The sequence below is a fragment of the Cupriavidus consociatus genome, from assembly GCF_017814975.1.
GTDB lineage: Bacteria > Pseudomonadota > Gammaproteobacteria > Burkholderiales > Burkholderiaceae > Cupriavidus > Cupriavidus consociatus.
Genome location: NZ_JAGIQA010000028.1, coordinates 27,984 through 52,494, shown reverse-complemented (window position 1 = coordinate 52,494; position 24,511 = coordinate 27,984). Strand labels below are relative to the sequence as shown.

Sequence of the window (24,511 nt, the reverse complement as noted above, 5' to 3'; positions counted from 1 at the left end):
CCCATACGACCCGGAATCCGCCGGTCTCGCGCCGCGCGGCCGGCGTCATGCATCGTTCAGCCCCCATGTGTCGGTGGCTGGAATCTCTGCAACTGCAAGAAGCGAGGTAACAACCATGAAACGTAGGATCCTGATTGTCGGCGGCGGCTTTGCCGGACTGTGGACAGCGCTCGGCGCTGCGCGCGTTGTTGATATGCAGCGCGATGCTGCTGCGGATGTCGAGATTACGCTCGTTTCACCGCGCCCCGAGCTCCACGTCCGTCCGCGCCTGCACGAAGCCCACCCCGAGCAGATGGCGGTGCCATTCATGCCGTTGCTCGATGCCGTCGGCGTGAAATTCATCGAAGGTACGGTTGAGCGCATCCATGCCGCGGACCATTGCGTCGAAATCAGCACGGCCGGTGGCCAGACCAGGACCGAAGGCTACGAGCGCCTGGTCCTTACCAGCGGCAGCCGCCTGTTCCGTCCGCCGCTGCCGGGCCTTGTCGAGCACGCGTTCGCGGTGGACCAGTTGCATGAAGCGGTGGCATTGCGCGAACATCTGGAACGCCTGTCATCGCAGGCGGATGAGCCGCGGCGCAATACCTTTGTCGTCGTCGGTGGCGGCTTTACAGGGCTGGAGGTAGCGACCGAACTGCCGCAGCGGCTGCGCGCGATTCTCGGCGATGGCGTGCGCCCCCGCATCGTGATCGTGGAGCGCGCTGAGGCGATCGGCCCGGATCTCGGGCCCGGCCCGCGCCCGCAGATCCTGCAAGCACTGGACCAGCTCGGCATCGAAACCCGGGTTGGCGCAGGCGTTGTCTCCGTGGATGCCGCCGGCGTGGTGACCGCGACCGGTGAACGGATCGACGCGGGCACCGTCATCTGGACGGGCGGCATGATTGCCAGCGGATTGACGGCGCAAGTCTCGCCGCACCTCGACCGCCAGGGCCGCATGGAAGTGACCGCGGACCTGCGCGTGACCGGCACAAAAGATGTGTTCGGCGCCGGCGATGTCGTGCGAGCGCTGACCGATGACGACGAGCACTATTCGCTGATGTCGTGCCAGCATGCGTTGTTCATGGGGCGATTCGCCGGCCATAACGTTGCCGCCGACCTGCTGGGCTTGCCGACGATCGCGTACCGACAGGATTTCTATGCCACCTGCCTGGACCTGGGCGAGTGGGGCGCGGTCTATACCGAGGGCTGGGATCGGCAGGTCAAGCTGACGCACGCCGAAGGCAAGGAACGCAAACTGCTGATCAATACCCAGTGGATCTATCCGCCGGCTGCGGACCGCGAGCAGGCGCTGGCCGCGGGAAATCCCAACGTCACATACGCCTGAGGCATTCTCATCCTTCCTACGGGGCCGACACTTCGCCATCGATCGTCGGCTGACTTTGTTGTCCCACACCTGCGCTCTCGCGCGGGAGAAGAGAGCTTGCTGACCATGTGGTCAGCAAGCTGGTCTCGCATTTCCCTCCGTTAGGGGCGCGACAATCGGTGGGACCATCACGATGCATCTCGGCAGGCAAGCACGGTGAACCGCACCACAGCACCGTGGGGCATGCCATTGCCGAGCGACAGCTCGCCACCATGCGTATCAATGATTGAACGACAGATAGACAGCCCCATCCCGAGACCTGTCGGCTTGGTGGTGTAGAACGGTGCGAACGCCTGCTCGGCGCTTTGCGATTCAAAACCCGGTCCCGAATCGCGCACGGTCACAAGCACACAGCCGGCGTCGGCCTCTTCGCTGCTGATGCGCAGTTCGCGGACGCCATCGCTGACCTCGCGCATCGCCTCGAGCGCGTTAATGATCAGGTTGAGCAGCACTTGCTGCAGTTCGACCCGATCGCCTTCGATCAATGGCAAACCGTCGGCGAGCCGGGTCTGGACCTCGGCGCCGCTCTTCGCGGTCTCGCCCCGGGTCAGCTCGATTACCTCGCGGATCGCCTCGTTGATATCCACCGGTTCCTTGCGCGGTGGCGCCTTCCTCACCAGCTCGCGGATGCGCCGCAGCACATCGCCAGCCCGATTGGTATCCTTGATGATCCGTCCCAGCACCTGGCCGACCTCATCGATATCGGGCGGCTGGGCGCCCAGCCAGCGCAACGCCGCCTCGGCATTGGTCACCGTCGCGGCAATTGGCTGGTTCACTTCATGTGCGATCGAGGCCGTGAGTTGTCCCATGGTGGCCAGCCGGTTCGCATGCGCCAGTTCGGTCTGCACGTCCCGGTAACGCCGCTCGCTCTCCCGTACGCGCTCTTCCGCCTGCTTGCGTTCCGTCAGGTCGAGCACGAACGCGACGCCTTCCTTGCGGTTGTCCGCGAAGTCGTCCGCGAACATGGCCAGGCCGACGATGACGGGCAAGCGGCTGCCATCCTTCCTGATGTACTCCTTCTCGAAAGGCAGGGCGCTGCCCGTGCGTACGGCATGCGCCAGCGCCTGTTCGCTGTCGGCACGCAGTTCCTCGGGCGTCAGGTCGGTCCAGCGCACGCGTCCCGAGATCAGGTCCTCGCGCTCGTATCCGACCATTCGAAGAAATGCATCGTTGGCTTCGATGATGTCACCGCCGGCGTTCCAGACAATGATGCCGATAATGTTGGCATCGACCAGGCGGCGGATCTTGGCTTCTCGCTCTGCCAAGTCACGGTACAGACGCGCATTCTCCAGCGAACTCGAAGCTTGCGAGGCAACAAGCTTCAGTACGGCGATCCGGGCGGGGCTGAACACGCGCGCCGTCAGGTTGTTCTCCAGATAGAGTGCGCCGGTCAGCTTTGCCTGGTTCATCAGAGGCATGCACAGAATGGAGCGGGCACAGTGCTGACGGATGTAGGGATCCGCCTCAAACGAAGGCTCGGACGCCGCATCGTCGAGAACGATGCTTTCCCGGGTACGAAGCACGTGGTAGAGAACGGACTCGGGCAGTATCGCGGCGCTCACCGGCTCATTGCGCAGCTGTAGCCGGGGCGCGCCGCCGCCGGTCGTTGCCTCCGCGGCAATCCGATGCTCGCCGTCGTCCGCCAGGATCAGTAGGCCGCGTTCGGCGCCAGCCTGTTCGATGGCCGTGCGCATGACCATGTCGATCAGATTGTCCAGCACGATGTCGCCCGAGGCGGCCTGCGATACCTTGAGTACGGTCGCGAGATCGAGGTGCTCCACCGGAGTTGCCATGGTGCTCGTCGGACCGGGTGCAGTTTCTTCCGTCCTCAAGTAGGGATAGCTCTCCTCGAGTTGCCGCACCTTCCCATCGGCGCCCCAGCGCAGGTAGCCGTAGCGGGCATCCTGCAAATACACACGGGCGATCTTTTTCAGGCCGCGCGCTGCGTAGAAGCGGGATGCGAGTTCGTTGGCGAGCGCCTCGCTGTGGACGAAACCGCTTTCCTGCGCTGCATGGATGGCCTGCTCGTAGAAGTGTTCGGCCTCCACTACGTTGCCAGTTACGCGGGCGATCTCAGCAGCGACAAGCGTGGCGCGGTCCGCAAAGTTGTCCGGACAGTGTTGTGCCCAGATCTGGAGGTCGCGATGATGTGCAGCCATTGCTTCCAGGTGCCGCGTCCGCTCGCTGACCGGGGCGAAATCGCACCAGGCCGCGTGAGTCAATGCGCCGTAGTAGTGATATTCGGCTTCCTCAAAGAACGAGGACGAGGTCCAGAGCAGCGGTTGCGCTTTCGCTGCCGCCGCCATTGCCGACGCATAGTCGCCGGCGAGATAGCACGCTTGGAGCTTGCGGGTCCAGTACCAGCACTCGGCCAGAGCCAAGTCAGGGCTGCCTGCCAGATGGGCTTCGGTTTCGGATTCCTCGAACTGCTTGTCATCAAGGCAACCGAACCTCGGCGTCAGGCCGCGTAGCATCCGGACCAGCGCGAGTTGCGTGTTGATGAAGTCGATGACGAGGCCAAAGCGTACTTTCTCGGCGTAGGCAAGGCCGCGCTCTGCTTCGCGCTGTACCTCGGCCAGTGGCTCGCCGGCGAAGAGCAGGTCGGAGTTGAGGCTGTTTCCCGCGTATGCGCCATAGGGAAGGTCCCCGATCCGGTTCGCGGCGGCAAAGGCACGGCGCAACAGTTCACGGCAGGTCTTCACGGGCTTCAGCCAGCGCACGACAAAGATCGAGAAGCACAGAAAGGTCTTGGCTTCAAAGCGCTTTAGCCCGCGTCGGTCGACGAGCTCGCATCCCAGCAGGCCGAACCGGTATCCAGCCTGGTGGTCACCGAAACGCCGACCCGCGACCCGGCCGACATTCGCATAGAGCACGCATGAGGCATCGCAGTTGCCCCGCTCGAGGCTGAGGCTAACCGCCTTGCAGATCGTCAGACAAGCCAGATTTGCGTCCGTCTGCAAGGCCGGCGCGAACAGCTTGCTCAGCGCCTCGACCGTGCCGAGGGAGGCGGCATCCTCCATCAGCGGCAGATCGACGAGTTCCTCGATGGTCCGGTCGCCAAGTTGAGACCAGATGCGATCGTATTCGTGTCGCACCTCGTTATCGTCCGGATGCGGCGACCACTCGATGCCGACATGCCGCAGGTAGGCGAGACAGACCTCGACCGCGCGGTCGCTTCGATCCAGGACCAGGTAGACGTCCAGTTGCAGGCACGCGACGAGGGCTTTTTCGACCATATTAGTGGCGCGCTCCGACAGCGCCGCCAGGCGCTCATCGGCCACCGACAATTGCCCGGTCAGGAACTCGCATTCGGCCCGGTTCAGCTCCAGTGCAAACCTCAGGTCATGCCGGCTCTGCCAGCACTCGTCATCCAACAGATCGGCACCGCTGACCAGATAGGTCAGGGCTGAGGCATAGGCGGTGGATGCCTTGGCGCGCTGGCCTGCGAGCAAATTGAATTCTGCCAGCTGCTGGCGTTCGTCCTGTGCGGTGATCAGCGCAGCACCCCGATTGAGCTGGCCCGTGATCTCAAAGATGGCCTCCTCGCGCCTTTCGGGGGGCGTCTGTGCGGCAAGCAGGCGTCCGATGCGCAGATGGGCATCGGCGCGCGAGGCTTCCGGGATCAGTGAGTAGGCAGCTTCATGGACACGGTCATGGACAAAGGCGTAGAAGGTCTCCTGCCGCTCGACCAGTTCCTGGCGGATCGCGTCCCACAGCGCCACGTGAACCTGCGCCTCCGGCATCCCGAGAACGGTAGACAGCGCGGCGACGCCGGCCACGTTGCCGAGGCAGGCAAGCTGCTGCATCGCCTGCTGCGTCCAAGCCGGCAGGCGGGTCAGCTTGCCAGCCATCAGGTCCACCACATTGTCGGTGTAACCCTTGGCATGGATGCGCTCGGAATCCCAACGCCATTGCCTCGCGTCGTGATCGAAGGCGAGCAGGTTTTCCTCGACAAGCGCGTGCAGGAACTGGATTACGAAGAACGGATTGCCGCCGGTCTTGTTATGCACCAGCTGCGCCAGTCCCTCGATGCGGCCCGGCTCGCAATGCAGCGCCTCATTGATCAACTGCGTGATATGTACACTGGCGAGCGGTGCCAGCGTGATGGCTTCGATCCTGATCCCGGCGTTCCGGATCGCCTGCAGCTTGACCATTAGCGGATGCGTAGCATCGACTTCGTTGTCGCGGTAGGCGCCGATCAGCATCAAGTGCCGAAGGTCCGATCCTGTCAGCAGATCTTCCAGCAGGTCGAGCGTCGCGACGTCCAACCACTGCAGATCGTCAAGAAATAATGCGAGCGGGTGTTCCGCCCGCGCAAACACACTGATGAAACGCCGGAACACCAGCAGGAAGCGGCGTTGCGCCTGCTGGGGCTCGAGTATCGGCACCGGCGGCGGCTCACCGATGATCAGCTTCAGCTCGGGGATCAGATCGGTCATGAGCCGGGCATTCGGCTCCAGCGCCTCCAGCAAGGCGGCGCGCCAGCTCGCCAACTCGGTGTCGCGTTTGCCAAGCAGTGGCCGCACCAGGCCCTGGAATGCCTGCACCAGCGTCGAATAGGGAATGTCGCGCTTGTACTGGTCAAACTTGCCGGACGCAAACAGCCCGCGCGGCGGCACCAATACCTTGTGCAGCTCGTTGACGACCGAGGATTTGCCGATGCCGGAATATCCGGAGACCAGCACCAGCTCCGGCACGCCCTTGCTGACTGTGCGGTTGAACGCGGCCACCAGGGTGTCGACCTCGCGCTCGCGTCCATACAGCTTCTCGGGAATGAGCAGGCGGTCGGGCGTGCCGTCTTCGTCCAGCGGAAAATTTGCAATGCTGTGCTGCCGGTGCCAGTCATCCAGGCAACGCTGCAGATCGTGCCCGACACCAGCGGCGGTCTGGTAGCGCTCCTCTGCAGTCTTGGCGAGCAGCTTCAGCACGATGTCCGAGATCATGGCCGGGATGTTCGCCTCCCGGGCACCGGGCGGCATCGGCTGGCGCGCGATATGGCAATGCACCCATTCCATGGGATCGGCGGCCGCGAATGGCAGCGCGCCGGTCAACATCTCGTACAGCGTCACGCCCATCGCATAGAGGTCGCTGCGCGAATCGATCGAGCGATTCATCCGGCCGGTCTGCTCGGGCGCCATATAGGCCAGCGTGCCGGCAATGGTCTCGGGCGGCTCAGGCGCTTGCCGCTCGCGCGGCAGCCGCGAGGCGAGGCCGAAACCGGTCAGGCGCGCGTGACCGTCGGCGCAGTTCACCAGGATGTGAGCCGGCTTGAGATCCTTGTGTACCAGGCCGCGTCGATGCAGCTTGCCCAGCGCCGCAGCGATGCCGATGGCGAGCCGCAGGAAATCCGCCACTTCCATCGGCGCGCCGAGCAGGCGCGAAAGCGGCTCACCGCCCGGGTCCTCCAGCACCAGCATGGTGCAGCCGGCCTCGCGCAAGATCTCCACCGGGCGCGCCGCCCACGCACCATCCAGTTCGTCTTTCAGATCAAGCTCGTGCGCGAGGCGATCCAGCGTGGCGGGCAAGGGATGCTCGGCTGCCGGCTGGGCGAGCAGCACGGGCTGGGCAACGCCGCCGGTCGAGCGCACCGCTCGGCAGAAAACGCGTTCGCCATCGTCCCACGAAGCTTGGTCCCGCAAAACCTGGGGGGTGCTAGCCGTCGGCGCCTGAACCATTTGCAGCTCTCCGTCTGCCGCACTGTCATCAGGCTGCCACCTGACATGCGACCGGATATCAGACAGGTCCGATTCGGTCGACCCGGATACGCACCGGAAGCGAGGTACAACACGGCATCTTCTCGATCAACAGGGCTGCAAATGCAGCATGCTAGAGAATACACCTCGGCGACGGTCCTGTAGTGGTTAGTCGGGAGCCGCCGTTCGCATCCCGCCGTGTTTGCGGGTAGTGCGAAGGGCACATGCAGTCATGTCGAACTTCTCGCGTGTGACAACACCGGCGCAATTTGCCGGTCGGGACAGGGCGGGCCAGCGGACGCTGCTCAAGCGGCCAGCTTCTGCGCAGCGTCCTGGGGGTCGACGGAGTGGAAGCCTGCCAGGTCGTCCCGATCGAGCGTGCGGATCTTTTCGGTCGCGAAGTCGATGAAGACCCGGATGCGCCTCGGCAAATGCTGCCGGCACAGGTAGCAGATATAGTGGGCGGAGTCATCCGGCATATACCGCGGCAATGCCATGACCAGCGCATGGCGCGCAAGGGGGTCGCGGATCTGGTATCCCGCCATCTGCGCGATGCCGCGACCATCCAGCACCGCCTGCAAGACCAGGTCCGCGTCATTGAACGTCAGCCTGGCCGCCGGAAGGTGCTTGCGGACGTGGCCGTCGACCTTGAACTCCCACTCGGAGACACGGCCGCCGGGATACCGGAAGTTGATGCACTCGTGCTCGCTCAATTCTTCCAGCGTGGATGGCAGTCCCCGCCGTTCGGCGTAGGCGCGGGACGCGCAGAGCACCGTCCGCATCGGGGCCAGCCGCTTCGCGATGATGCTGGAATCCTCGATGCGGCCACTGCGAAATGCAACATCGATCTGGGCACCGGCGAAATCCGCCGGCCTCTCATCCAGCATGAGGTCGACCGCGATGTCGGGGTAGGCCTCGGCAAACCGCGAAAGCAGCGGTGCGACGACCTTGCGCCCGAAGTCGACCGGCGCGCTGATGCGAAGCAAGCCGCGCGGCGGGCCCTGGCGCAACTCGAGCATGTCGTTCATCGCCTCGACGATATGCGCCACGCCGCGGTTGCAGTTCTCGAAGAACCTCTCGCCCTCCCGCGTCAGCCGGGTCGATCGCGTGGTACGCAGAAACAGGCGTGTGCACAGCTGCGTTTCGAGCTTCTGCACATTGCGGCAGACCGCCGAGCGGCCGACTCCCAGTCGTTCCCCCGCCCTGGCAAAGCTCCCCTCGGTTGCGACCGCCATGAAAGCGATGATCCCCGTGTAGCTCGTCGAAAAGCAGGTGGACAAGGCGTCAGCGGGATTGGACAAGCCAACGCGAAAGCCATGCTTCGAGATATCCGATTGCATCATTGCCGACTCCACTCTTCTTCGAGCCGCTTGCGAACGCACGGCGCGTTCGCTTTGCCCTTGAGAAAAGGGTAGGGCTGCGGGTGCAGCAAAACCATCCTACGCAGCGGTGGCGCTGTCCCTACGTACGCTTCGCCTGCTCATACTCAGGTATGACGCGGCGCGACGGCGGCGTGCGGAAGTGCGGTATCCGCCGCGCCGACACTTTCCGTTGCGAGGAACTGGCGGGGTCTTATACGTTCGTATGATTCCAGGGCTCGGTCATGGGATTTAGGCTTGTAATCGTAAAGGCAAGGTAGTGCCAGGGGTGCTGTTTCACTAGCTGGCAATGGCTATGTTGCATGCGTTGCCGAACGTCGAGGGCCGCTCTTTTGTGTTCCGCTCAAACAGTTTCGATCGTGGACGACGATGAGGCCGTCCGCCTCGCCACGGGAAGCCTGATACGCTCGCTGGGCAGGCCGACACGGCTGTTCGCATCCGCAGAGGAATTCCTGGCGTCAGGCCACATCGCGGAGACGTCATGCCTGATTTCCGACGTGATGATGCCCGGCATGTCTGGGCTGGCGATGCACGAGCACATCCTGGCGCTCGGTTACGCGCCGCCAACCATTTTCATCACGGCATTCCCCGGTCCAGATCTGCTAGCCAAGGCCCTGGCCAACGGTGCGCTGGCTGTGCTGGACAAGCCGGTTGATGTCGGCGCCATTGCGCACTGGCTCAGCATCGCGCTGGACCAGGCATAGCCACGCAAGGACAGCCGACAGGCAGGACGGCCTTTACCCTGTCGCCGGCCTCTAAACAGCCTTTCTGGGCTGCGGCTTTACGCCCAGCGACTCCGACATCCTGACGAGCTCCGCAACGGATCGCGCCGCCATCTTTTTCATGACCTGTCCACGGTGGATTTTTACGGTGATTTCGCTCAGATTCAGTTCGCCAGCAATCTGCTTGTTCATCAGGCCGCCAACCACAAACACCATCACTTCCCGTTCGCGTGGCGTCAGCGAGTCATAGGCGGCGCGCAGCGCCGCGATCGATCGTTCAGCTGCGAGCCGCTCACCGTCGCGGGCCAGTGCATTGGCGACCGCATCGAGCATGTCCTGGTCGCGAAACGGCTTGGCTAAGAAATCGACGGCCCCGGCTTTCATGGCCTTGACCGTCATCGGGATGTCGCCATGCCCGGTCATGAAGACAATGGGCATGCGCACGGCACTCTTGCCAATCTGCTCCTGGAAGGCCAGGCCGCTCTCGCCGCGCAACCTGACGTCGAGGATCAGGCAACTGGGCGCGTCGTCCTTCGGGTATGCCAGGAACTCCTGGGACGATTCGAAGGTTTCCACCCGCAGCCCGATCGAGCGCAGCAGGCCGCGCAGGGCGAGCCGCATCGACTCATCATCATCAACCACATAGACCACAGGTTCCTTGCGGTCGTCAGGCTTCTGGCCAGAAGTCGACTGCGACGACGAACTCATCTCATCTCCCTTTTTGGCTGGGACCGGTTACGCGGGGCTATGCCTGCCATTCTAGGTGATTCGGAAGCGCCAAATGACGGCTGGACGGCCGGAAAAAGTGATCGTCATTTGGCGGGAGACGGAAGGGCCACCTGCCTTTGACGCGAGGGTGAGCGGCCGTTACCTGCTCCATGCCAAAAATTACGCTTGATTGCTCGCTTTCGCTCTACCTTGGGGCCGTCCTCCGGGAATGACGGAGTGGATGAACGAGGCGCCTCGCTTGGCGCGGATTCCCCATGGTGCTGCCCCGGATATACCCCGGTATGAGCGTTCGACGCCAATGTAGGGCCGGCAGCAGCCCTCCGTAGAATGGGTTTCGCAGTCCCCGCCATCTACCCTTGAGTCAAAGGCCGGTGCGATCGCAACGCGACCGCACCGGCGTGAAGCCACTCAGAAATCAACGCAGTGAAGCCCTTTCCCGAGGAGGACTCTCCCCGGCTGGACGCCCTTTGCCCTTGATCGGGCGAATGTGGCCAGCGCTCCGGTGAGTCCACCATGAAGTCCGCCAGAGGTACGGGAGTCATTGCAAAGCCAATTCGCGGCTCGCCATGGAAACACTGTACTTCGACTGGCTCGCAGCGTCGCCGGAGGCGGCCAGCGCAGCATGCACGATCGCCATCGGTGCCCATCTCATTACCGAGCGCGATGGCTACATCCACCACGGCATCTATGCCGGAGCGGGGCAGGTCATCCACTATGGCGGCTTTGACCGTTCCGCGAAGCGCCGTCCCGTCGAGACCATTCCGTTGCCAGGCTTTGCGGCAGGAAAGGGTTTCAGGGTCCAGGCCGATCCGGACGCGCTCTATCTGGGTACGGAAGTGGTGGCGCGGGCCAGGTCGCGCCTGGGCGAAGACCGGTATCAGTTCCTGACCAACAACTGCGAGCACTTCTGCACCTGGTGCGTGTCAGGGGTTGCGCGCAGCGAGCAGGTACGCCGATGCCTGCGCAACCCGTGGCTGGGCATCCGGACGCTTGCCATGCTCGCGCGCGGACAGCTCGCGAGCGCGTAGTGCTCAAGCGCCGGTATCGCCAGCGCATCGCTCGTGCACGGGTTCTCTCGGAGTGAGTCGAAGGCTGGACGCCCTTGTTTTTCCCGCAGGAACGCGCGCATCAGCGCGGGTCACTATCCTCCTGACAGTGCAGGGGCCAGCGCAATCGCGCGCTGATGGCTCGCCACCGTTGTGCTGGCCGCCATAGCCTCGTACTTACCGGATCACCTTCTGCACCAGGCTCACCATGATCGCGAGCGCGGACAACGCCGCCAGCGCGCGGAAGTGGTCGAGATTGGCCAGTAGCGCCGACTGCTGCGCCAGCACCTGCGCGATCTGCACCATGGCGAGTTCCGAGGCGCGAGCGGGTTCCATCGAGGCAGAGAGTGCCGCCGTGTAGCGCGCAATGGTCTCCTGGAACTGCGGGCTGCCAACATTCACCGCGCCATGCAGCGTGCTGTAGTGCAACGTCGTCAGCCACTGTTGCCCGACCGTGGCAATGGTCACGCCCAGCGCCGTTCCCATCTGCCCCAGCATGTTCTTGGTCTGCTGCGCATTGGAGAACACCGACTCATCGTGTGCGACACCGTTGAAGGTCTGCATCGCGGTGACCGGAATCAGCGTCATGATGAAGACTCCATAGAGCGCAAGCGCGGGCAGCACATGGCCCCAGAGGTCAGGCGCGGGCGGAAGGCGGCTCATCAGCCAGGCAGAAACAGCGAGCGCCAGGAAGCCCCCGACAAAGTACTTGCGCGGGCTGGGCCAGCGCGGCAGCAAGCGCGACATCGTCGCCCAGGTTGCGACGCCAGCCGCCAGGCCCAGCGCGTAGAACTGCCCGGCGGTCGACCATGAATGCCCCAGCGAGCGTTGCAGCATGATCGGCAGCAGATAGCCGTTCGCGCCGAGGGTGACGTAGCAGAACGTAAAGAGCGTCAGTCCGCTCAGGTAGCGCGGCTCGACCAGGCTGCGCAGCTTCAGCAACGGCCGGTCGCTACGGGATTCGCTCCAGATAAAGGCAAGCAGCGCGCTGACGCCCGCTACCGCGCCGCACGCCAGCCACAGCCGATCGGCATAGAAGTCGTAGTAGGAGCGCTGCAGCACATACAGCACCAGGAAACTGCCTGTCGCGAGCGCGGCTAGCCGCAACAGGTGCGCATCGGAGCGTTGCGCCGACGCTACCGTGGCCGCGGGCAGGACGCGCGTGGCTGGCAGCAGCGCCAGTGCTGCAGCGGCCGCCAGCCAGAAGATCAGCGGCCAGTGATCCGCGGTGACGATGGCCGAGGCCAGCCACGGCGAGATTGCCAGGCCGGTGCAAACACCAGTGACCAATGCCTTGATGCCTGTAAAGCGCGCAGGGCCTGGCGGAATCAGGTTTACCGCCAGCCGCGACGCGTTCACCATGCCCGCGCAACCGAGCGCCATCACCATGCGGCCGACGAGGAATGCCGGATAGCTGCCGGCATTCGCGCACAGGACCGCACCGAGCGCCGCGGCGCAGAGCGCGGCCTGGACATAGCGGCGCCATCCCATGCGTTCCACCATCCAGCGCTGCAGCGCGATCATGAGCACCGCTACGCTGGCGTAGGCCGCGGCAACGGTGCTGTACTCCTCGGGACTGGCGCCGATTTCGCCCATGATCGGGGCGGCGGAAAAGGCGACCATGCCGTTCTGCAGGAAGTCGATCAGGGTCAGTGCGCCGATCGTCAGCAGCAGCAGGCGTGGGGGCTTGGCGGGCGTCATGGCAGAGTCTCCCGTGATGATGGCTGGCTTACAGATTGGCTTCGACAATGCGGCGCACCACTTCATCGGCACGCGCCAGCTCGTCGGAGAACACGGTGGTGCGATAGTTCTCGCTCTCCGCATCGGCGGCGACCAGCCGCTTGCCGTCGCGGACGCTCGTATCGATCGAGACCTTCATGGACAGGCCGATCTGCAGCGGATGGGCAGCAACTTCAGCAGGTGTCAGCGCGATGCGCACCGGCACGCGCTGCACCACCTTGATCCAGTTGCCAGTGGCGTTCTGCGCCGGCAGCAGCGCAAAGGCGCTGCCGGTGCCGGCGTCCTGCCCGACGACGCGGCCGTGGTACACCACGCCGTCGCCGTACAGGTCGGTGGTCAGTGTGACCGCCTGGCCCAGGCGCACATCGCGCAATTGCGATTCCTTCAGGTTGGCCGTGACCCACAGGTGGTGCAGCGGCACCACCGACATCATCGGCACCCCGGCGCTGACGCGCTGCCCCACCTGGACCGAGCGCTTGGTGACCACACCTCCCGTCGGCGCGGGAATGCGCGTGCGCGACAGCGCGATGCTGGCATTGCGCACCTGCGCCGCGGCGGCCAGCACATCAGGGTGCGAGTCCACCGAGGTGCGCTCGACCAGTGCCTGATTGCGCTTGAGCTGCTCGCTCGCCATGGCCAGCGACGCCTTCGCGGTGCGCACTGCCTGCCTGGCATGGATGAGTTCCTCGCCGGAGATTGCGCCGCTGGCGGCCAGCGCCGTGCGGCGCTCCAGGTCTTCCTGCGCGCGAGCCAGGTCCACCGAGCGCAGTTCCACGTTCGCACGATCCTGGCCGGCGGCGGCGAACTGTCCGCGCACCTGGCGCACGGTGCGCGCCAACTGGGCCTGTGCCGCGGAAAGAGCGAGTTGCGCATCGACGCCATTGAGCTCGATCAGCGTCTTGCCGGATTCAACCATATCCGTGTTGTCGGCGAGGATCGCAGTGACCACGCCTCCGACCTGCGACGTTACCTGCACCACATTGCCTTCGACATAGGCGTTTTCGGTCGATACCTTGTGGCGTTGGTATCGCACCCAATAGCCGGTTGCCGCGGCAAGGCAGACAGCGACCAGAAGACCGGCAACAATGCGGCGGCTCCGCGGCGGGCGCGGCGCGGGCGGCTCTGCCTGGCTGCCGTTGGCGGGATTCGGTTGGCTGGCGGGTGTCATGATGCGTTCCTAGTTGATGGGGACGTGGCCGGGGCGGCACCGATTGCGGGCACGGGGGCCGGGTCGTATCCGCCGCCGAGGGCGCGGATCAGTTCGAGGTGCAGCGAGCGCTGCTGGGTCTCGAGGTCGATCAGCAGTTGCTTCTGCTGCAGTACCTGGCCTTCGGCCGAGAGAACCTGAAGATAGTTGCCGACCCCGCTGCGGTAGCGCGCCAAGGCCAGGTCATACGCTTCCTGGGTCAGTTGCAGCGCCAGGTGCTGTTCCCCAGCGCGCTCGTAGTGCCAGCGCAGCGACACAAGCTGGTTGACCACGTCGTGCAGCGCGGTGACCAGCGTGGCGTTGTACTGCTCGACCGCGGCGTCATACTCCGCTTGTCTGGCGCCAAGGTTGGCGCGAAGGCGGCCGCCGTCGAAGACCGGCAACGAGATCGCCGGACCGATGCCGAAGGTGCGGCTGCCGGCCAGCAGGAAGTCGGACAGGCTCAGGCTTTGCAGTCCGGCAAAGGCGGTCAGACTGATGTTGGGATAGAACTGGGCCTTGGCCGCCTTGATGTCATGGCCAGCCGCCTCGACCAGCCAGCGCTGCGCCACCACGTCGGGCCGGCGGCCGATCAGCTCGGCCGGCAGCGAAGCTGGCAATGCCGCGACGAAGCTGTCGCGAAGCTGCGGGCGGCGGATATCGGCGCCGGCGTCCGGCCCCTTGCCCGCCAGCGCGGCCAGCTGGTTCTGCGTGAGCGCAATGACTTCGTTGACTGCCGCCAGCCGTTCGCGCGTGGCTGGCAGTGCTGACTCTGCCTGCTTCATGTCGAGCCGTGAGTCGAGCTGCGCGGCAACGCGCTGGCGCGTCAGTGCCAGTGTGTTCTCGCGCTGCCGGTAGGTCTGTTCGGTCAGCTCGCGCTGCGCGTAGGCGGCGTCGAGCCTCAGGTAGGTCCGCACCACGGAGGTGGTCAGCACCAGCTCCGCCGCGTCGTAATCGACTCTGGCGGCGCGCGAGCGATCGAGCGCGGCGTCGAACGTCGCCTGGTTCTTGCCCCAGAAGTCCAGTTCGTAGCTGAGGCCGAACAGCACGTCGCTGTTCCATCGCCAGCTGCCTGCCAGCGGCGGAGGTGCGGCGCCGTTCTCGCTGAAGCGTTGGCGCATCGTCCTGCCGCTCAGGTTGCCCTGCGGATACAGCGCGGCTTCGGCGCTGCCTGCCAGTGCCTCGGCCTGACGCACACGCGCCGCGGCAATACGCAACGTCGGCTGTCCGGCAAGTGCCGCTTCGACCAGCGCATCCAGCTGCGGGTCGCCAAAACCTCTCCACCACGCCGGCTTTGGCCATGCCGCAGGCGAGACGGGCGTAACACCCAGGGACTCGGTCGCGGCAAGGCGGTTGGCATCGCCGATGCTGGCCTGGGTCTGCAGTCCCTTCATGCTGGCGCAACTGGTCAGCAGAAAGATTGCGCCAAGTACGCCAAGGCTCTGCAAGACCCCAACGGTGGCCTGTCGTTGCATCGTCGGTGCCGCTCTGTGCGACATCGCCGGCGATCGATGTCTGGCAAGAGGCCTGCGAAAGAAGGCCGCCAACCGGCTTGCGGTGGGAACGATCACAATGGACTGGATAGGGAAGAACATGATGAGGAGCGCGCATGGCGCAATCTGTGAGCGCATGAATGCTGGCGACGGACTCTGATCGATGGAATGCGATGGCGAACCATCGGCGCCGCTTCACTTGTCCACTGAGCCGCAAGCCCTGAGACAAGGGTAGGGGGCGAGCTGCGGACCGCCCATGCTACGGAGGGGTTGCGCTGACCCTACATAGGCTGAGTGCGCTCATACGCGGGTATTAGCGACGACGGCATGGCGCCACATACAGAGGTCTGGGAATCGACGTGTATGGCAGTACCTGGAACCATGATTGAATTGGCATTGCGCTTTGCAAGTCGACTAGAGACACTTTTGTTTGCTACGAGCCGCATGCTTGCGGGGATATCCGTTCTCCTTGCACCAGCTCTCGAACTACCCATCGCCCGTGCGGCCACATGGAGATGCCGAAATATTTCGAGGGACCCGGACACACGGATCCTCGCCGCAACGAAACTCGAACCTCCCTTCGTGTGGGCCACCACCACGTATGCGAGTCGGCCGACACACTCCGATAGAACGGCTGCCGAAAATGCGGCGCCCGCTTTCCTGTGGCAGCAGTAGTCGTCAGCGCGGTGTCACCACGTGGCAACGCATCGGTTGCCCTCCAAAAAGCGACGGCGTCGGCTGTCCGGTGCCCTAGTCGGCGCTGTCCCGACCAGAGCAACGGGATGCGGCTTGAATTAGAGGCCTTCCTCTTTGTGAGTGCTCCAACCGATGCGATGCCGCTCTTGCGTGGCTCGGTGCCGCGCATCCTCCTCGCTGTGCAGGTAGCCGCTGGTGGTCGAGATGGACGCATGTCCAAAATTATCCCGCACGTAGCGCAGGTCGACCTGCTGGTCGGTCATGTGCGAGCCGGCGGTGTGGCGCAGCCAGTGCGCCGAGGCACTGGCCAGCAGCACGGCCTGCGCCTCCCACTCGGGCCCGCGCGCGCGCAGGCGCGCCGCCGCCAGGCCGAACACTTCCTTCAGGATCAGGTGCAGCGCGCCGCGTGACAAACCGGGGTCACGATCCCCGCGCCCCGCGCGTTGCTCGCGCCCGATCACCGGCAGCACCAGCGGCAGGGCCTCGCCGGGCTGCGGCGTCGGGGGCAGGGCGTTGGCGCGGCGGTAGCGCGCCAGTTCGGCAATCAACTCGTCGGTGGCCGGCACCAGCCGGGTCTTGTTGCCCTTGCCGGTGACCTCCAGCCACCAGCGCTCGATGCCCTGGGCATCGCGCCGGCAGAAGAAGGCCCCCATGGTCGTGGCCGTCAGCTCGGACGCGCGCAGGCCCCCCAGGTAGAGCACGGTCAGCACCCAGCGGCAGCGCGCCGCATGCAGGCGTTCGCGGGCGGTGTCGGTCGGCATGGTCGCGACCGAGTCCTTCACCGTCTCCCACAGTTCGTGACTGAGATACCGCGTGATGCGCGCCTTGGCGGGTGCGCGCCGGCGGCGGGCGAGGGCGAGCGGGTTGCCGGCCAGGTAGCCGGCCTCGGTCAGCCAGGCGAACAGCGCGTTCAGGATCACCAGCGCCTGGCGCACGCTGCGGGGCGCCAGTGGTCCGGCAAACGGGCGCCAGTCGGGATGGCTGCGCGCAAGTTTCTTGCTGCCGGCCAGCACCCAGCGCGCGGCCGGTTGCGGGTCGGCCAGAAAACGCTCGTACGTGAGCAGGTCCTCGTGCGTGAGCGACGATAGCGGCTTGCCCAGTTGCAGCACGGCCCATAGGATCAACCGCTCGACCTCGCGTCGGTAGGCGGTCAGCGTCGCCGCGCTGTCGGCATAGCGCGCGAGCCAGGCGGTGACGGCGGCAAGATCGTCGGCCGCGGCGATGCGGGTGGCCCGGTCCGGGGCGCGGTTGCTGCCGGCGGCGCCAGACAGTGCCGGAGGCAGGCGCAGGCGCTCCAGCGGGATGGGAAGCGCGGTGAGGAGCGGGGCGGCCGGGCCGACCGAAGGTGGGAGCGGGAGCAATTCCATGAGTAGGCGCCGTATTTCCAGAATCGGCGGAGCTTGGGGGAGCGGTCAAACCGGGCCGCCCTCGGCTGCTATGCCGTCACTGCCGAAGTTTCTGCGGACCCTACACCCGAATGACGAGGTCGGAATACCTCCAGACGTGTTCGTCTGCCGAGAGCAGTCGCAAGGGTTCGGTGATCGCCTGCGCGACCAGTAGCCGATCAAACGGATCGCGATGGTGGTTGGGCAGATGACGCACGGCGGCGGCATGCGTGTTCGTCACCGGAAGCTCGCGAAAGCCTGCGGCGGGAATTTCAGCGATGAGTTCGTCGACATCGACTTCGATCTTGTCGAGGCCCGCCTTGATGGAGATCTCCCAGAGGCTGGCCGCACTGATGAAGACCTCCTCGGCATCCAGGATCAGTTGCTGCGCGGTCGGGCTCAACTTCGGGTCATTCGTGACCGCCCAGAGGAACACCTGGGTATCGAGCAGGAGGCGCATTACCGTCCTTCGAAGGCGGCCAGCAAGTCCTCGGGGAGCGGCGCGTCGAAGTCCTCCGCCGTGCGGATCTTGCCCTGCAGCCCGCCGAGGCGCCGTGGGGGCTTTGGCTGGGCGAACGGCACGAGCCGGACCACCGGCTTGCCCGCCTTCGCAATCACGACCTCGTCACCCGCCGCTACCTCTTCGATGAGCCGCGAGAGGTGCGTTTTGGCCTCATGAATGTTCACCGTCTGCATGGTTGTCTCCTCAGCACGAACTTAGTCTAGCTTAGTCCAGAACGGGGAGCAAGGGGTGCTCGGTGACCCATTCTCCACACAGTTATTAGACATAAGCACACTTATGTCTAAAGTTGTGCGCCGAAAGTTTGTTAGTTAGCGTATTACGTAGTAATATTTATTGATCCAAAGACACTTTTTAGCCGATGGCCACCGCCGATCCCGAGTTGACCGACGCCGCGCCCGACTTCGAGCGGTCTGCCGCCCTGGCCGACGACATTGCCGCGCTGCGCAGCCGGTTCCCCGAGACCCGCGCGCTGTACCGCGAGGTCTGCGGCCTCCTGTTCTTCCGCTATGGCATCACGCCCACCGCCAACAAGCTCTATCAGCTGGTGCGCAAGGGCAGCATGGGCACGCCCGCCGAGGTGCTGCAGGGGTTCTGGCAGGAGCTGCGCGGGCGCACCCGCGTCACCATCGACCATCCGAACCTGCCGGATGCCTTGAAGGAGATCGCGGCCGCGGCGGTGCAGACCATCTGGCAGGCGGCCAACGAGGCCGCCACCGGCGAGCTGGCCACGCTGCGCGCCGAGGCGCGCGCCGCCGCCGGCGCGGCCGAAGCCGAGCGCGATGCGGCGCACGCCGAGACCGCGCTCGCACGCGAGGAAGCCGCGGCGCGGGTCGCGCAGCTCGACGCCGCGCGACAGGCCATCGAGGAGACTCAGGCGGCGCTGGCGGCGGCGCGGCAGGCCCACGCCGCGACCCAGGCGCGGCTCGAGGCGGGCCGGGCGGAACTCGAGGGTGCGCGCCGGCAGCTGGACGAGCTGCGAACCCAATTCTCGATCGAGCTGGAGCGCGCCCGCGAGCAGGTGACCCTCGCCCAGGAACGGGCGGAAGCCAGCGAGCGGCGGAGCTTGCGCGAACTGGACGTGGAGCGTACCGCGCGCCAGCAGAGCGATCGCACGGCCGAAGCGTTACGCGGCGAACTGGTGGCAGCGCGCAGCGAGGCCCGCGACGCGGCCGTGGCGCAGGCCGAAGTCCGGGCCCGGCTCGAAGCTCAGTCCGCCGCACTCACCGAGCAGCTCACCACGCGGCTTGCTGCCGCCGACGCCGTCGAGCGGAAAGCCGCCACCGACCTGGCCACGGTGCGGGAGGAACTTGCCGCGGCGCAGCGCCGGGCCGAGCGCGCCGAAGCCGAAGCGTTGCTCGCGCGCCAGCTGCTGGCAGAATTGCGGGTGGCGCCACCCGGGCGGGGGGAGGGTGGTGGCGGGCGGCGGCGCAAGGCCGGGGCCCCGGCGCCGACCGACAAGGAGGTGCCAGGCGAAAAACTGGACGAGCAGCAAGAAGACAAGGAGGGCGTGCCTACGGCCGCCTCCAACTTGGATGACGGCAGCGACAGCAGTGACGACAGCAATGACAGCAAAAACTGAGCGGGCGGCGGCGATCCGCTGGATCCAGGCGGAGATGGCCGACTACGGGCTGACCATGGAGGAGCTGGCAGCGGCGGGGTGCTTCGATCCGCCGCCCCCTCCACCACCGCCCCCGCCGCCGCCGCCACCCGCACCACCGCCCGTGGTCTGCTACCGCAACGCCGCGGGGCAGAGTTGGGACGGGCAGGGTGAGATGCCGGACTGGCTGCGGCGGGCAGTCAATGCGGGGCAGTCGGTGGAGTTTTACCGGGTTGGATAGGTCCACCGATGCATTCAGCCCTCTGTCCCATGGCGGAGGTGACGAGGGCCAAGCTGTTGCGCGAGAGCAGGACCGGTGCAAAGGAAGCAATCCACCGCGCGACCCCGGCCGCCGGCTCCATCAGGAGCGCTGCTTCCCGGGACTGCGCCTTTCGCATCGGCGAGCATTCGTCAGGAAGGCTTGGCGCAGGCGAGAAGCGAACGACACCCAACAGACAAGGTCTCACCGTCCATGGGATTAGGAAGCGTCTGCACGGGCAGTGGCTTCAATGAAGGAGAACAAATTGGCCCCAGAGCAAGAAGTTGAACCCCTTGTCGCGAGCAATGCGACGGACGGATTGGGTCAGATGGAGCTTCCCATCGCTGAGGCGATGCGCGACGCGGATCCCGTCATGGGTGAAGCCCGTGATGCAGGCGTCGGTCGTGGCAGCGTTGACACTCAGACCCGACGCTTGGACTTCTGGTCGACAAGCCGGGATAGTGGCCCGACGGCGACCGTGTCATATCGGCGCCGGCGACCTTACACCGCCCCGGACGCTTCAACGGAAGACGTGGCACCGGAAGCATCGAGGGAAGCTGCCGCCTCGGCAGCGTTGAGGGAATCCGACGCGCCGGAAGCGCCCATGGAAGCCATGTCCTCGGCAGCGACCACGGAAGCCGTGGCCGAAGCTCCGGTTGAAGTCCTGGCCACGGACGAACCGATGGAAGCTGCCGCCCGGGACGAACTGACCGAAACGGCCGCCCCGGTCGCACCGCTTGACGCCCCAGCTCCGGAAGCTGCGCCGGAAGAGACGCGGGCCCCGAAGCGCGGTCGGAAGCCGAAAGCGCTCACTGAAGTTGCCGCTCCGGAAGCTGCGCCGGAGGAGACGCAGGCCCCGAAGCGCGCTCGGAAGCCGAAAGCGCTCACCGAAACTGCCGCTCTGGAAGCTGCGCCGGGAGAGGCGCGGGCCCCGAAGCGCGCTCGGAAGCCGAAAGTGCTCATCGAAACTGCCGCTCCGGAAGCAGCGCCGGAAGAGAGGCGGACCCCGAAGCGCGGTCGGAAACCAAAAGCGCTCACCGAAACTGCCGCTCCGGAAGCTGCGCCGGAAGAGAAGCGGACCCCGAAGCGCGATCGGAAGCCGAAAATCCTAGCGGAAGTTGCCGCTCCGGAAGTCATGATTCAAGAGACCCCCACCCGGAAGCGCGGGCCGAAGCCGATCACACTGCGTGGAGTGGAGGCTGCCCCGGAAGCGCCGACTCAAAAGCCGCAAACCCGGAAGCCGCGAGAGGAGCAAAAAGCGCTTACCGCAACCCAAAGCCCGTCCCAATCCTCACTGCTCGCTCAACTGGCATCTGTCAATGCGCAACTTGAGCAGTTGCGAGCCACGGAAGTGCCAAAGGTCGTGGAGGAGATTCGGCAGTGGATGCAGGAGTACGACCTCAGCATTGAGGACATTGCGGGCAAGCCCAGTGTTGCGCCCGCTGCCCGCGCTGTTCCGACCAAGACGAAGGCCGCGCAGCCTCCGAGGTACCGCAACCCCAAGACGGGCCAGACCTGGTCGGGGCGCGGTAGGGCTCCCGCGTGGATTGGCAAAAAGCCCGAGCGTTTCCTAATCGATCTCTTGTACTGAATGACAGGTTGGCGGGCGCGGCGGTCCGCCAACCACACAGGCGCATGCCGGAGTGTTCGACGATGAGCAGGCGCGCAGAACGGTCTTCAACCTGCGCGAGCAGTTCAACAGTTTCCAGGCGACGGCGACCCAGCGCATTGAGCAGAACAGCCGCACCACGCTCGACCTGCAGAACCAGCTCGAAGGCCTGCGCCAGGAACTGGCGCGGCTACGCGGCCAGAACGAAGTGCTGCAGAACACCGTGGCGACGCTGCAGAAGCAGCAGAAGGACTATTACGCGGACCTGGATGCGCGCCTGAAGAGGTTCGAGCCGCAGCACGCTTCGGTCGAAGACCGCCAAGAGGATGCGATGTTCGTACAGCCAGCGTTTCAGCTCGTGCAGCAGTTCGGTGCGGCTTGGCTGTCCCGCCAGCCGCTCCTTGAGCCAGCGAGTCACGTAACGACGCTGGTGCTCGGCTATCGGGCGGAACCCCAGGACCTGGTAAGCCAGCATCTGATGATCGACCAGAGTATCGGTGCGCCCGTCATAGAGCGCGCTGAGCGTCCCCATATCCGGCGGCGTCACTCCGATCTGCGCACCGACATGCGCCCAGAGAAATCTGGGCACCTGCTTGCAGGCGTACAGCGTGCGCCCTGTCATGCGAACAAATCCGATGTGGACAGCGACAGCCAAGCGGTAGAGGTGGCTGCGACGAGCATCGATCAGTGCCCCCGTTCCTTGGGGGAGTAAGTAAAGAACGTGGCGAGTTCGAACTCGCTGAGTTCGCGCGGAATCTGCCGCATCCCGAGATAGGCCAACCGCCAGTGATCCATCGCGCTTACTCCCAAGCGTGAGACGGATTGCGGAGGTTAGCGACAATGAGACGAGCCCGCAACGGGCGGAGTGCCAAAGTGCCCTATACGGCGCCTCAGTTTGCGGACGACGGTAGACAGCAACCTATTGATTTAACGGGGATTTCAGGTGGGCATCGCCCGGAAACCCGCGCAAATGCTAGGGGTCGCTACACCGGTAAATTGCAGAGAAATCAAAAGGACCCCTCTTTGTGATACGCCTGGCCATAGATTCGAACCTTCCTTCCGCGACGCTCAATTTGATACGTGAGCTTCCCTCCCATCTTTGTCGCCTGTTCCATCGTTACACAAAGAACGTTCACCAGAGAAAGCACCCGTTTATCTGGGGCACCGGCAGTCAATCTCGGGCGAGTCGATGTACGCCATAGCCTCCACCGACGATGCAGATATCTGATCGCGATATTTCTGCCTCAGACTCGGGCCGGAGGCAGTCAGGACCCAGCACTTCGCCGCAGCCCTCCCTTCCATGACGAGTGGGGCGCTAACCGGTACGCCAGAGTGTCGCTCCGGTTACAATATCAGCCACCAAATTATAAGAATGGCAGGGAGAGTAACCGCGATGGCAAAAGGCAGCAGCGACACCAAGCTGAACCCCAACTCAAGCAAGGATTATGTGTTTTCGGCAAATCTCATGGACGAGAAGATATACCCGAAGTTTGTTGAGGGTATCAGCTTTGATAAGTTTCGCCACATCGAAAGCCTTAATGTAGCCTTCCGCACTCCGGTCAGTATCATTGCAGGCTCAAATAAGTCCGGAAAAACAACGGTGTTGCTCGCCATTGCATGTAGCCACTTTCAGTTTAATAAGCGAAACTTTACAAACGGAAAGGTCGAGCGGCATACGTGGAGCCACGTTCTGAAACACAGCCCCCATGATATTCAGGCCCAGGACTGGACTTATCACGTCGCGGTGAAGACAGGTGCAAAACGAGAGACACGCCGAGGCCAACGTAAAGCACTTACAAACAAATGGAATGGCGTTGGCAAAAAAGAGTCGCAAATCAAAGGAACGCAAGCGACTTACATCGACCTGGACCGCGTACTTCCAGCCAGATATTTCTCGAAGGCGTTATTAATAAAATCGACTTCTACGACTGGCGGCACCACTGTTTCTACCAAGAACCAGAAGATCATTGAAGACTGCCTCTCCTATGTCTTTGAGAGAAGCTATACCCTCAAACGGGTCGCCAGTCATGGAAGCGAAGAGCTACTGGGATTTGTGAGCGATGACAGAAAATATTCCAGCTACAATAGCGCGTCTGGCGAAGATGTGCTGTCGCGGATTATTATCGACTGCATTGAGGCACCGCCCAATTCGCTTGTTCTTATAGACGAAATCGAGATCGGTCTTCATCCTGCAGTTCAGCGACGCCTCATGGATGTTATCTTTCATATCTCAAAAAACGATATGAAGCAGTTTATCATCACAACGCACAGTGCAACGATTCTTTCGTGCGTTCCCGAGAATGCACGTATTTTCATCGATCAGAAGAACGGGGGTCACGATTCCGTTAGTCCGGTAAGTCTAAATGCGGCGCTATCCAAAATGGATGCGCTGAACTATCCGCTGCTTGATGTCTTCTGCGAAGACGACGTTGCCGAAAGAATAATAAAGAAGGCTCTTCGCAAGCTAAATGAAATGAATATACCGGGTATAGATTCCAGCCTCGTTAATATTGTTGTTTCTGGATCTGCTGAACATACCTACCAAAACTTTGAAGTGCGGAAGCGAACCTATAAGTCCGTAAGAATCAAGAGCGGACATTGTTGCGTTCTTGATGGAGACATGCGGGCTCAGACGGACAAGGGTGGCGGCATGCGTTTTCCAGCCCAAGACGGGTTGCATTTTCTTCCTGGCAATTTCCCGCCGGAGAAAGTTCTGTGCGACATTTATGAGAAGGCGAACAAGAACGCGAAGTTGCGCTACCACGTTGACGAATCCAATGTTCATTGCCTTTTGGAAAAAATGGTGGAGAGCTGCGACTTCACTAGTAAAGAGGAGGCGTTTGAAGCGGCTTGGATTTGCTTCATGGCAGATGCAGCACGATCCTCCGAATTCGATGCCTTGGTAGCGTTTCTCCTCGGGGAGTGCCGGAGATTTTCACCTGATCTGTGATCCGCCGAAGGGGGCGTCTATTGAACGGGCGAGCACGGAGAGTCCTACGTAGTAACTGGCAGCCGCGGCGACTACGACCCTGGAAACTGAGAACGACCATGACACTAATCAGGACGACATCATGAGCGACGGTGCGCCACT

General features: G+C 63.9%; 17 protein-coding genes and 2 pseudogenes. 9 read left to right on the top strand and 10 right to left on the bottom strand.

The genetic code is table 11. The annotated features are described in order from the left end of the window. Nucleotides 1-115 precede the first annotated feature (115 nt). Complete coding sequence (locus J8I82_RS29540) at nucleotides 116-1,324, top strand: NAD(P)/FAD-dependent oxidoreductase (protein WP_209762952.1); 1,209 nt, start codon at nucleotides 116-118, stop codon at nucleotides 1,322-1,324. Nucleotides 1,325-1,491: 167 nt separating this feature from the next. On the opposite strand, the gene J8I82_RS29535 is transcribed toward J8I82_RS29540, so the two are convergent. Beyond that, nucleotides 1,492-7,038, bottom strand: coding sequence for a trifunctional serine/threonine-protein kinase/ATP-binding protein/sensor histidine kinase (locus tag J8I82_RS29535; RefSeq protein ID WP_209762950.1), 5,547 nt, complete (start codon nucleotides 7,036-7,038; stop codon nucleotides 1,492-1,494). A gap of 323 nt (nucleotides 7,039-7,361) precedes the next feature. Further along, entirely contained in the window at nucleotides 7,362-8,399 is a 1,038-nt protein-coding gene (locus J8I82_RS29530; RefSeq protein WP_209763018.1) for a LysR family transcriptional regulator, read from the bottom strand. A 395-nt stretch (nucleotides 8,400-8,794) separates the two neighbouring features. On the opposite strand from J8I82_RS29530, the gene J8I82_RS29525 reads away from it, so the two are divergent. Next, entirely contained in the window at nucleotides 8,795-9,139 is a 345-nt protein-coding gene (locus J8I82_RS29525; RefSeq protein WP_431831593.1) for a response regulator transcription factor, read from the top strand. Nucleotides 9,140-9,190: 51 nt separating this feature from the next. Here the strand turns inward: J8I82_RS29525 and J8I82_RS29520 are convergent, their stop codons facing one another. After that, the gene (locus J8I82_RS29520; protein ID WP_209762944.1) at nucleotides 9,191-9,865 is read right to left on the bottom strand and encodes a response regulator transcription factor; all 675 of its coding nucleotides are present in this window, start codon (nucleotides 9,863-9,865) and stop codon (nucleotides 9,191-9,193) included. Nucleotides 9,866-10,452: 587 nt separating this feature from the next. Here J8I82_RS29520 and J8I82_RS29515 point away from each other — a divergent pair. Further along, a complete protein-coding gene (locus J8I82_RS29515; RefSeq protein ID WP_209762941.1) occupies nucleotides 10,453-10,914 on the top strand; it encodes a lecithin retinol acyltransferase family protein in 462 nt (153 codons plus the stop codon). Nucleotides 10,915-11,109: 195 nt separating this feature from the next. Here J8I82_RS29515 and J8I82_RS29510 read toward each other — a convergent pair whose 3' ends face one another. Genes J8I82_RS29510 through J8I82_RS29500 form a run of 3 tightly spaced genes read right to left on the bottom strand, consistent with a single transcriptional unit; the run spans nucleotide 11,110 to nucleotide 15,252 of the window. Beyond that, nucleotides 11,110-12,633, bottom strand: a complete 1,524-nt coding sequence (locus J8I82_RS29510) for an MFS transporter (protein WP_209762938.1) — start codon at nucleotides 12,631-12,633, stop codon at nucleotides 11,110-11,112. Between the two features lie 28 nt (nucleotides 12,634-12,661). Beyond that, a complete protein-coding gene (locus J8I82_RS29505) occupies nucleotides 12,662-13,840 on the bottom strand; it encodes an HlyD/EmrA/EmrK family protein (RefSeq protein WP_209762935.1) in 1,179 nt (392 codons plus the stop codon). Beyond that, the gene (locus tag J8I82_RS29500) at nucleotides 13,837-15,252 is read right to left on the bottom strand and encodes an efflux transporter outer membrane subunit (RefSeq protein WP_245180252.1); all 1,416 of its coding nucleotides are present in this window, start codon (nucleotides 15,250-15,252) and stop codon (nucleotides 13,837-13,839) included. Before J8I82_RS29500 ends, J8I82_RS29505 begins: the two co-directional genes overlap by 4 nt. On the opposite strand from J8I82_RS29500, the gene J8I82_RS29495 reads away from it, so the two are divergent. Beyond that, a complete protein-coding gene (locus J8I82_RS29495; protein ID WP_209763034.1) occupies nucleotides 15,251-15,511 on the top strand; it encodes a hypothetical protein in 261 nt (86 codons plus the stop codon). The two genes, J8I82_RS29500 and J8I82_RS29495, sit on opposite strands and share 2 nt — an antisense overlap. A gap of 634 nt (nucleotides 15,512-16,145) precedes the next feature. Here J8I82_RS29495 and J8I82_RS29490 read toward each other — a convergent pair. From J8I82_RS29490 to J8I82_RS29480, 3 genes are all read right to left on the bottom strand, one after another. Next, a complete protein-coding gene (locus J8I82_RS29490; RefSeq protein WP_209762929.1) occupies nucleotides 16,146-17,414 on the bottom strand; it encodes a tyrosine-type recombinase/integrase in 1,269 nt (422 codons plus the stop codon). Between the two features lie 100 nt (nucleotides 17,415-17,514). After that, the gene (locus tag J8I82_RS29485; protein ID WP_209762926.1) at nucleotides 17,515-17,892 is read right to left on the bottom strand and encodes a type II toxin-antitoxin system VapC family toxin; all 378 of its coding nucleotides are present in this window, start codon (nucleotides 17,890-17,892) and stop codon (nucleotides 17,515-17,517) included. Further along, the gene (locus tag J8I82_RS29480) at nucleotides 17,892-18,128 is read right to left on the bottom strand and encodes a type II toxin-antitoxin system Phd/YefM family antitoxin (protein ID WP_209762923.1); all 237 of its coding nucleotides are present in this window, start codon (nucleotides 18,126-18,128) and stop codon (nucleotides 17,892-17,894) included. The genes J8I82_RS29485 and J8I82_RS29480 overlap by 1 nt, the downstream gene beginning before the upstream one ends. 185 nt (nucleotides 18,129-18,313) lie before the next feature. On the opposite strand from J8I82_RS29480, the gene J8I82_RS29475 reads away from it, so the two are divergent. The 4 genes and pseudogenes from J8I82_RS29475 to J8I82_RS29460 form a co-directional block, all read left to right on the top strand. Next, nucleotides 18,314-19,534 carry a DNA-binding protein gene (locus J8I82_RS29475; RefSeq protein WP_209762920.1) on the top strand — a complete coding sequence of 407 codons (1,221 nt, stop codon included), beginning with the start codon at nucleotides 18,314-18,316 and terminating at the stop codon, nucleotides 19,532-19,534. Continuing rightward, the gene (locus J8I82_RS29470) at nucleotides 19,518-19,793 is read left to right on the top strand and encodes an H-NS histone family protein (RefSeq protein ID WP_209762917.1); all 276 of its coding nucleotides are present in this window, start codon (nucleotides 19,518-19,520) and stop codon (nucleotides 19,791-19,793) included. Before J8I82_RS29475 ends, J8I82_RS29470 begins: the two co-directional genes overlap by 17 nt. A 622-nt stretch (nucleotides 19,794-20,415) precedes the next feature. Further along, nucleotides 20,416-21,402 carry an H-NS histone family protein gene (locus tag J8I82_RS29465; RefSeq protein WP_245180250.1) on the top strand — a complete coding sequence of 329 codons (987 nt, stop codon included), beginning with the start codon at nucleotides 20,416-20,418 and terminating at the stop codon, nucleotides 21,400-21,402. A gap of 28 nt (nucleotides 21,403-21,430) precedes the next feature. Next, a pseudogene (locus tag J8I82_RS29460) lies at nucleotides 21,431-21,742 on the top strand (YbgF trimerization domain-containing protein); the annotation flags it as partial. Here J8I82_RS29460 and J8I82_RS29455 read toward each other — a convergent pair. After that, nucleotides 21,740-22,215 (bottom strand): annotated as a pseudogene (locus J8I82_RS29455) (DUF4158 domain-containing protein); the annotation flags it as partial. The pseudogenes J8I82_RS29460 and J8I82_RS29455 sit on opposite strands and share 3 nt — an antisense overlap. 598 nt (nucleotides 22,216-22,813) lie before the next feature. On the opposite strand from J8I82_RS29455, the gene J8I82_RS29450 reads away from it, so the two are divergent. Further along, the gene (locus J8I82_RS29450; protein WP_209762910.1) at nucleotides 22,814-24,370 is read left to right on the top strand and encodes an AAA family ATPase; all 1,557 of its coding nucleotides are present in this window, start codon (nucleotides 22,814-22,816) and stop codon (nucleotides 24,368-24,370) included. The last annotated feature ends 141 nt before the right edge of the window (nucleotides 24,371-24,511 follow it).

Excerpts from the sequence above, each read along its gene's own strand:
- J8I82_RS29540 (WP_209762952.1), top strand. The coding sequence starts at position 116 with ATGAAACGTAGGATCCTGATTGTCGGCGGCGGCTTTGCCGGACTGTGG.
- J8I82_RS29535 (WP_209762950.1), bottom strand. The coding sequence starts at position 7,038 with ATGGTTCAGGCGCCGACGGCTAGCACCCCCCAGGTTTTGCGGGACCAA.
- J8I82_RS29530 (WP_209763018.1), bottom strand. The coding sequence starts at position 8,399 with ATGATGCAATCGGATATCTCGAAGCATGGCTTTCGCGTTGGCTTGTCC.
- J8I82_RS29520 (WP_209762944.1), bottom strand. The coding sequence starts at position 9,865 with ATGAGTTCGTCGTCGCAGTCGACTTCTGGCCAGAAGCCTGACGACCGC.
- J8I82_RS29515 (WP_209762941.1), top strand. The coding sequence starts at position 10,453 with ATGGAAACACTGTACTTCGACTGGCTCGCAGCGTCGCCGGAGGCGGCC.
- J8I82_RS29510 (WP_209762938.1), bottom strand. The coding sequence starts at position 12,633 with ATGACGCCCGCCAAGCCCCCACGCCTGCTGCTGCTGACGATCGGCGCA.
- J8I82_RS29505 (WP_209762935.1), bottom strand. The coding sequence starts at position 13,840 with ATGACACCCGCCAGCCAACCGAATCCCGCCAACGGCAGCCAGGCAGAG.
- J8I82_RS29495 (WP_209763034.1), top strand. The coding sequence starts at position 15,251 with ATGCTGGCGCAACTGGTCAGCAGAAAGATTGCGCCAAGTACGCCAAGG.
- J8I82_RS29500 (WP_245180252.1), bottom strand. The coding sequence starts at position 15,252 with ATGAAGGGACTGCAGACCCAGGCCAGCATCGGCGATGCCAACCGCCTT.
- J8I82_RS29490 (WP_209762929.1), bottom strand. The coding sequence starts at position 17,414 with ATGGAATTGCTCCCGCTCCCACCTTCGGTCGGCCCGGCCGCCCCGCTC.
- J8I82_RS29485 (WP_209762926.1), bottom strand. The coding sequence starts at position 17,892 with ATGCGCCTCCTGCTCGATACCCAGGTGTTCCTCTGGGCGGTCACGAAT.
- J8I82_RS29480 (WP_209762923.1), bottom strand. The coding sequence starts at position 18,128 with ATGCAGACGGTGAACATTCATGAGGCCAAAACGCACCTCTCGCGGCTC.
- J8I82_RS29475 (WP_209762920.1), top strand. The coding sequence starts at position 18,314 with ATGGCCACCGCCGATCCCGAGTTGACCGACGCCGCGCCCGACTTCGAG.
- J8I82_RS29470 (WP_209762917.1), top strand. The coding sequence starts at position 19,518 with ATGACAGCAAAAACTGAGCGGGCGGCGGCGATCCGCTGGATCCAGGCG.
- J8I82_RS29465 (WP_245180250.1), top strand. The coding sequence starts at position 20,416 with ATGGAAGCCATGTCCTCGGCAGCGACCACGGAAGCCGTGGCCGAAGCT.
- J8I82_RS29450 (WP_209762910.1), top strand. The coding sequence starts at position 22,814 with ATGGCAAAAGGCAGCAGCGACACCAAGCTGAACCCCAACTCAAGCAAG.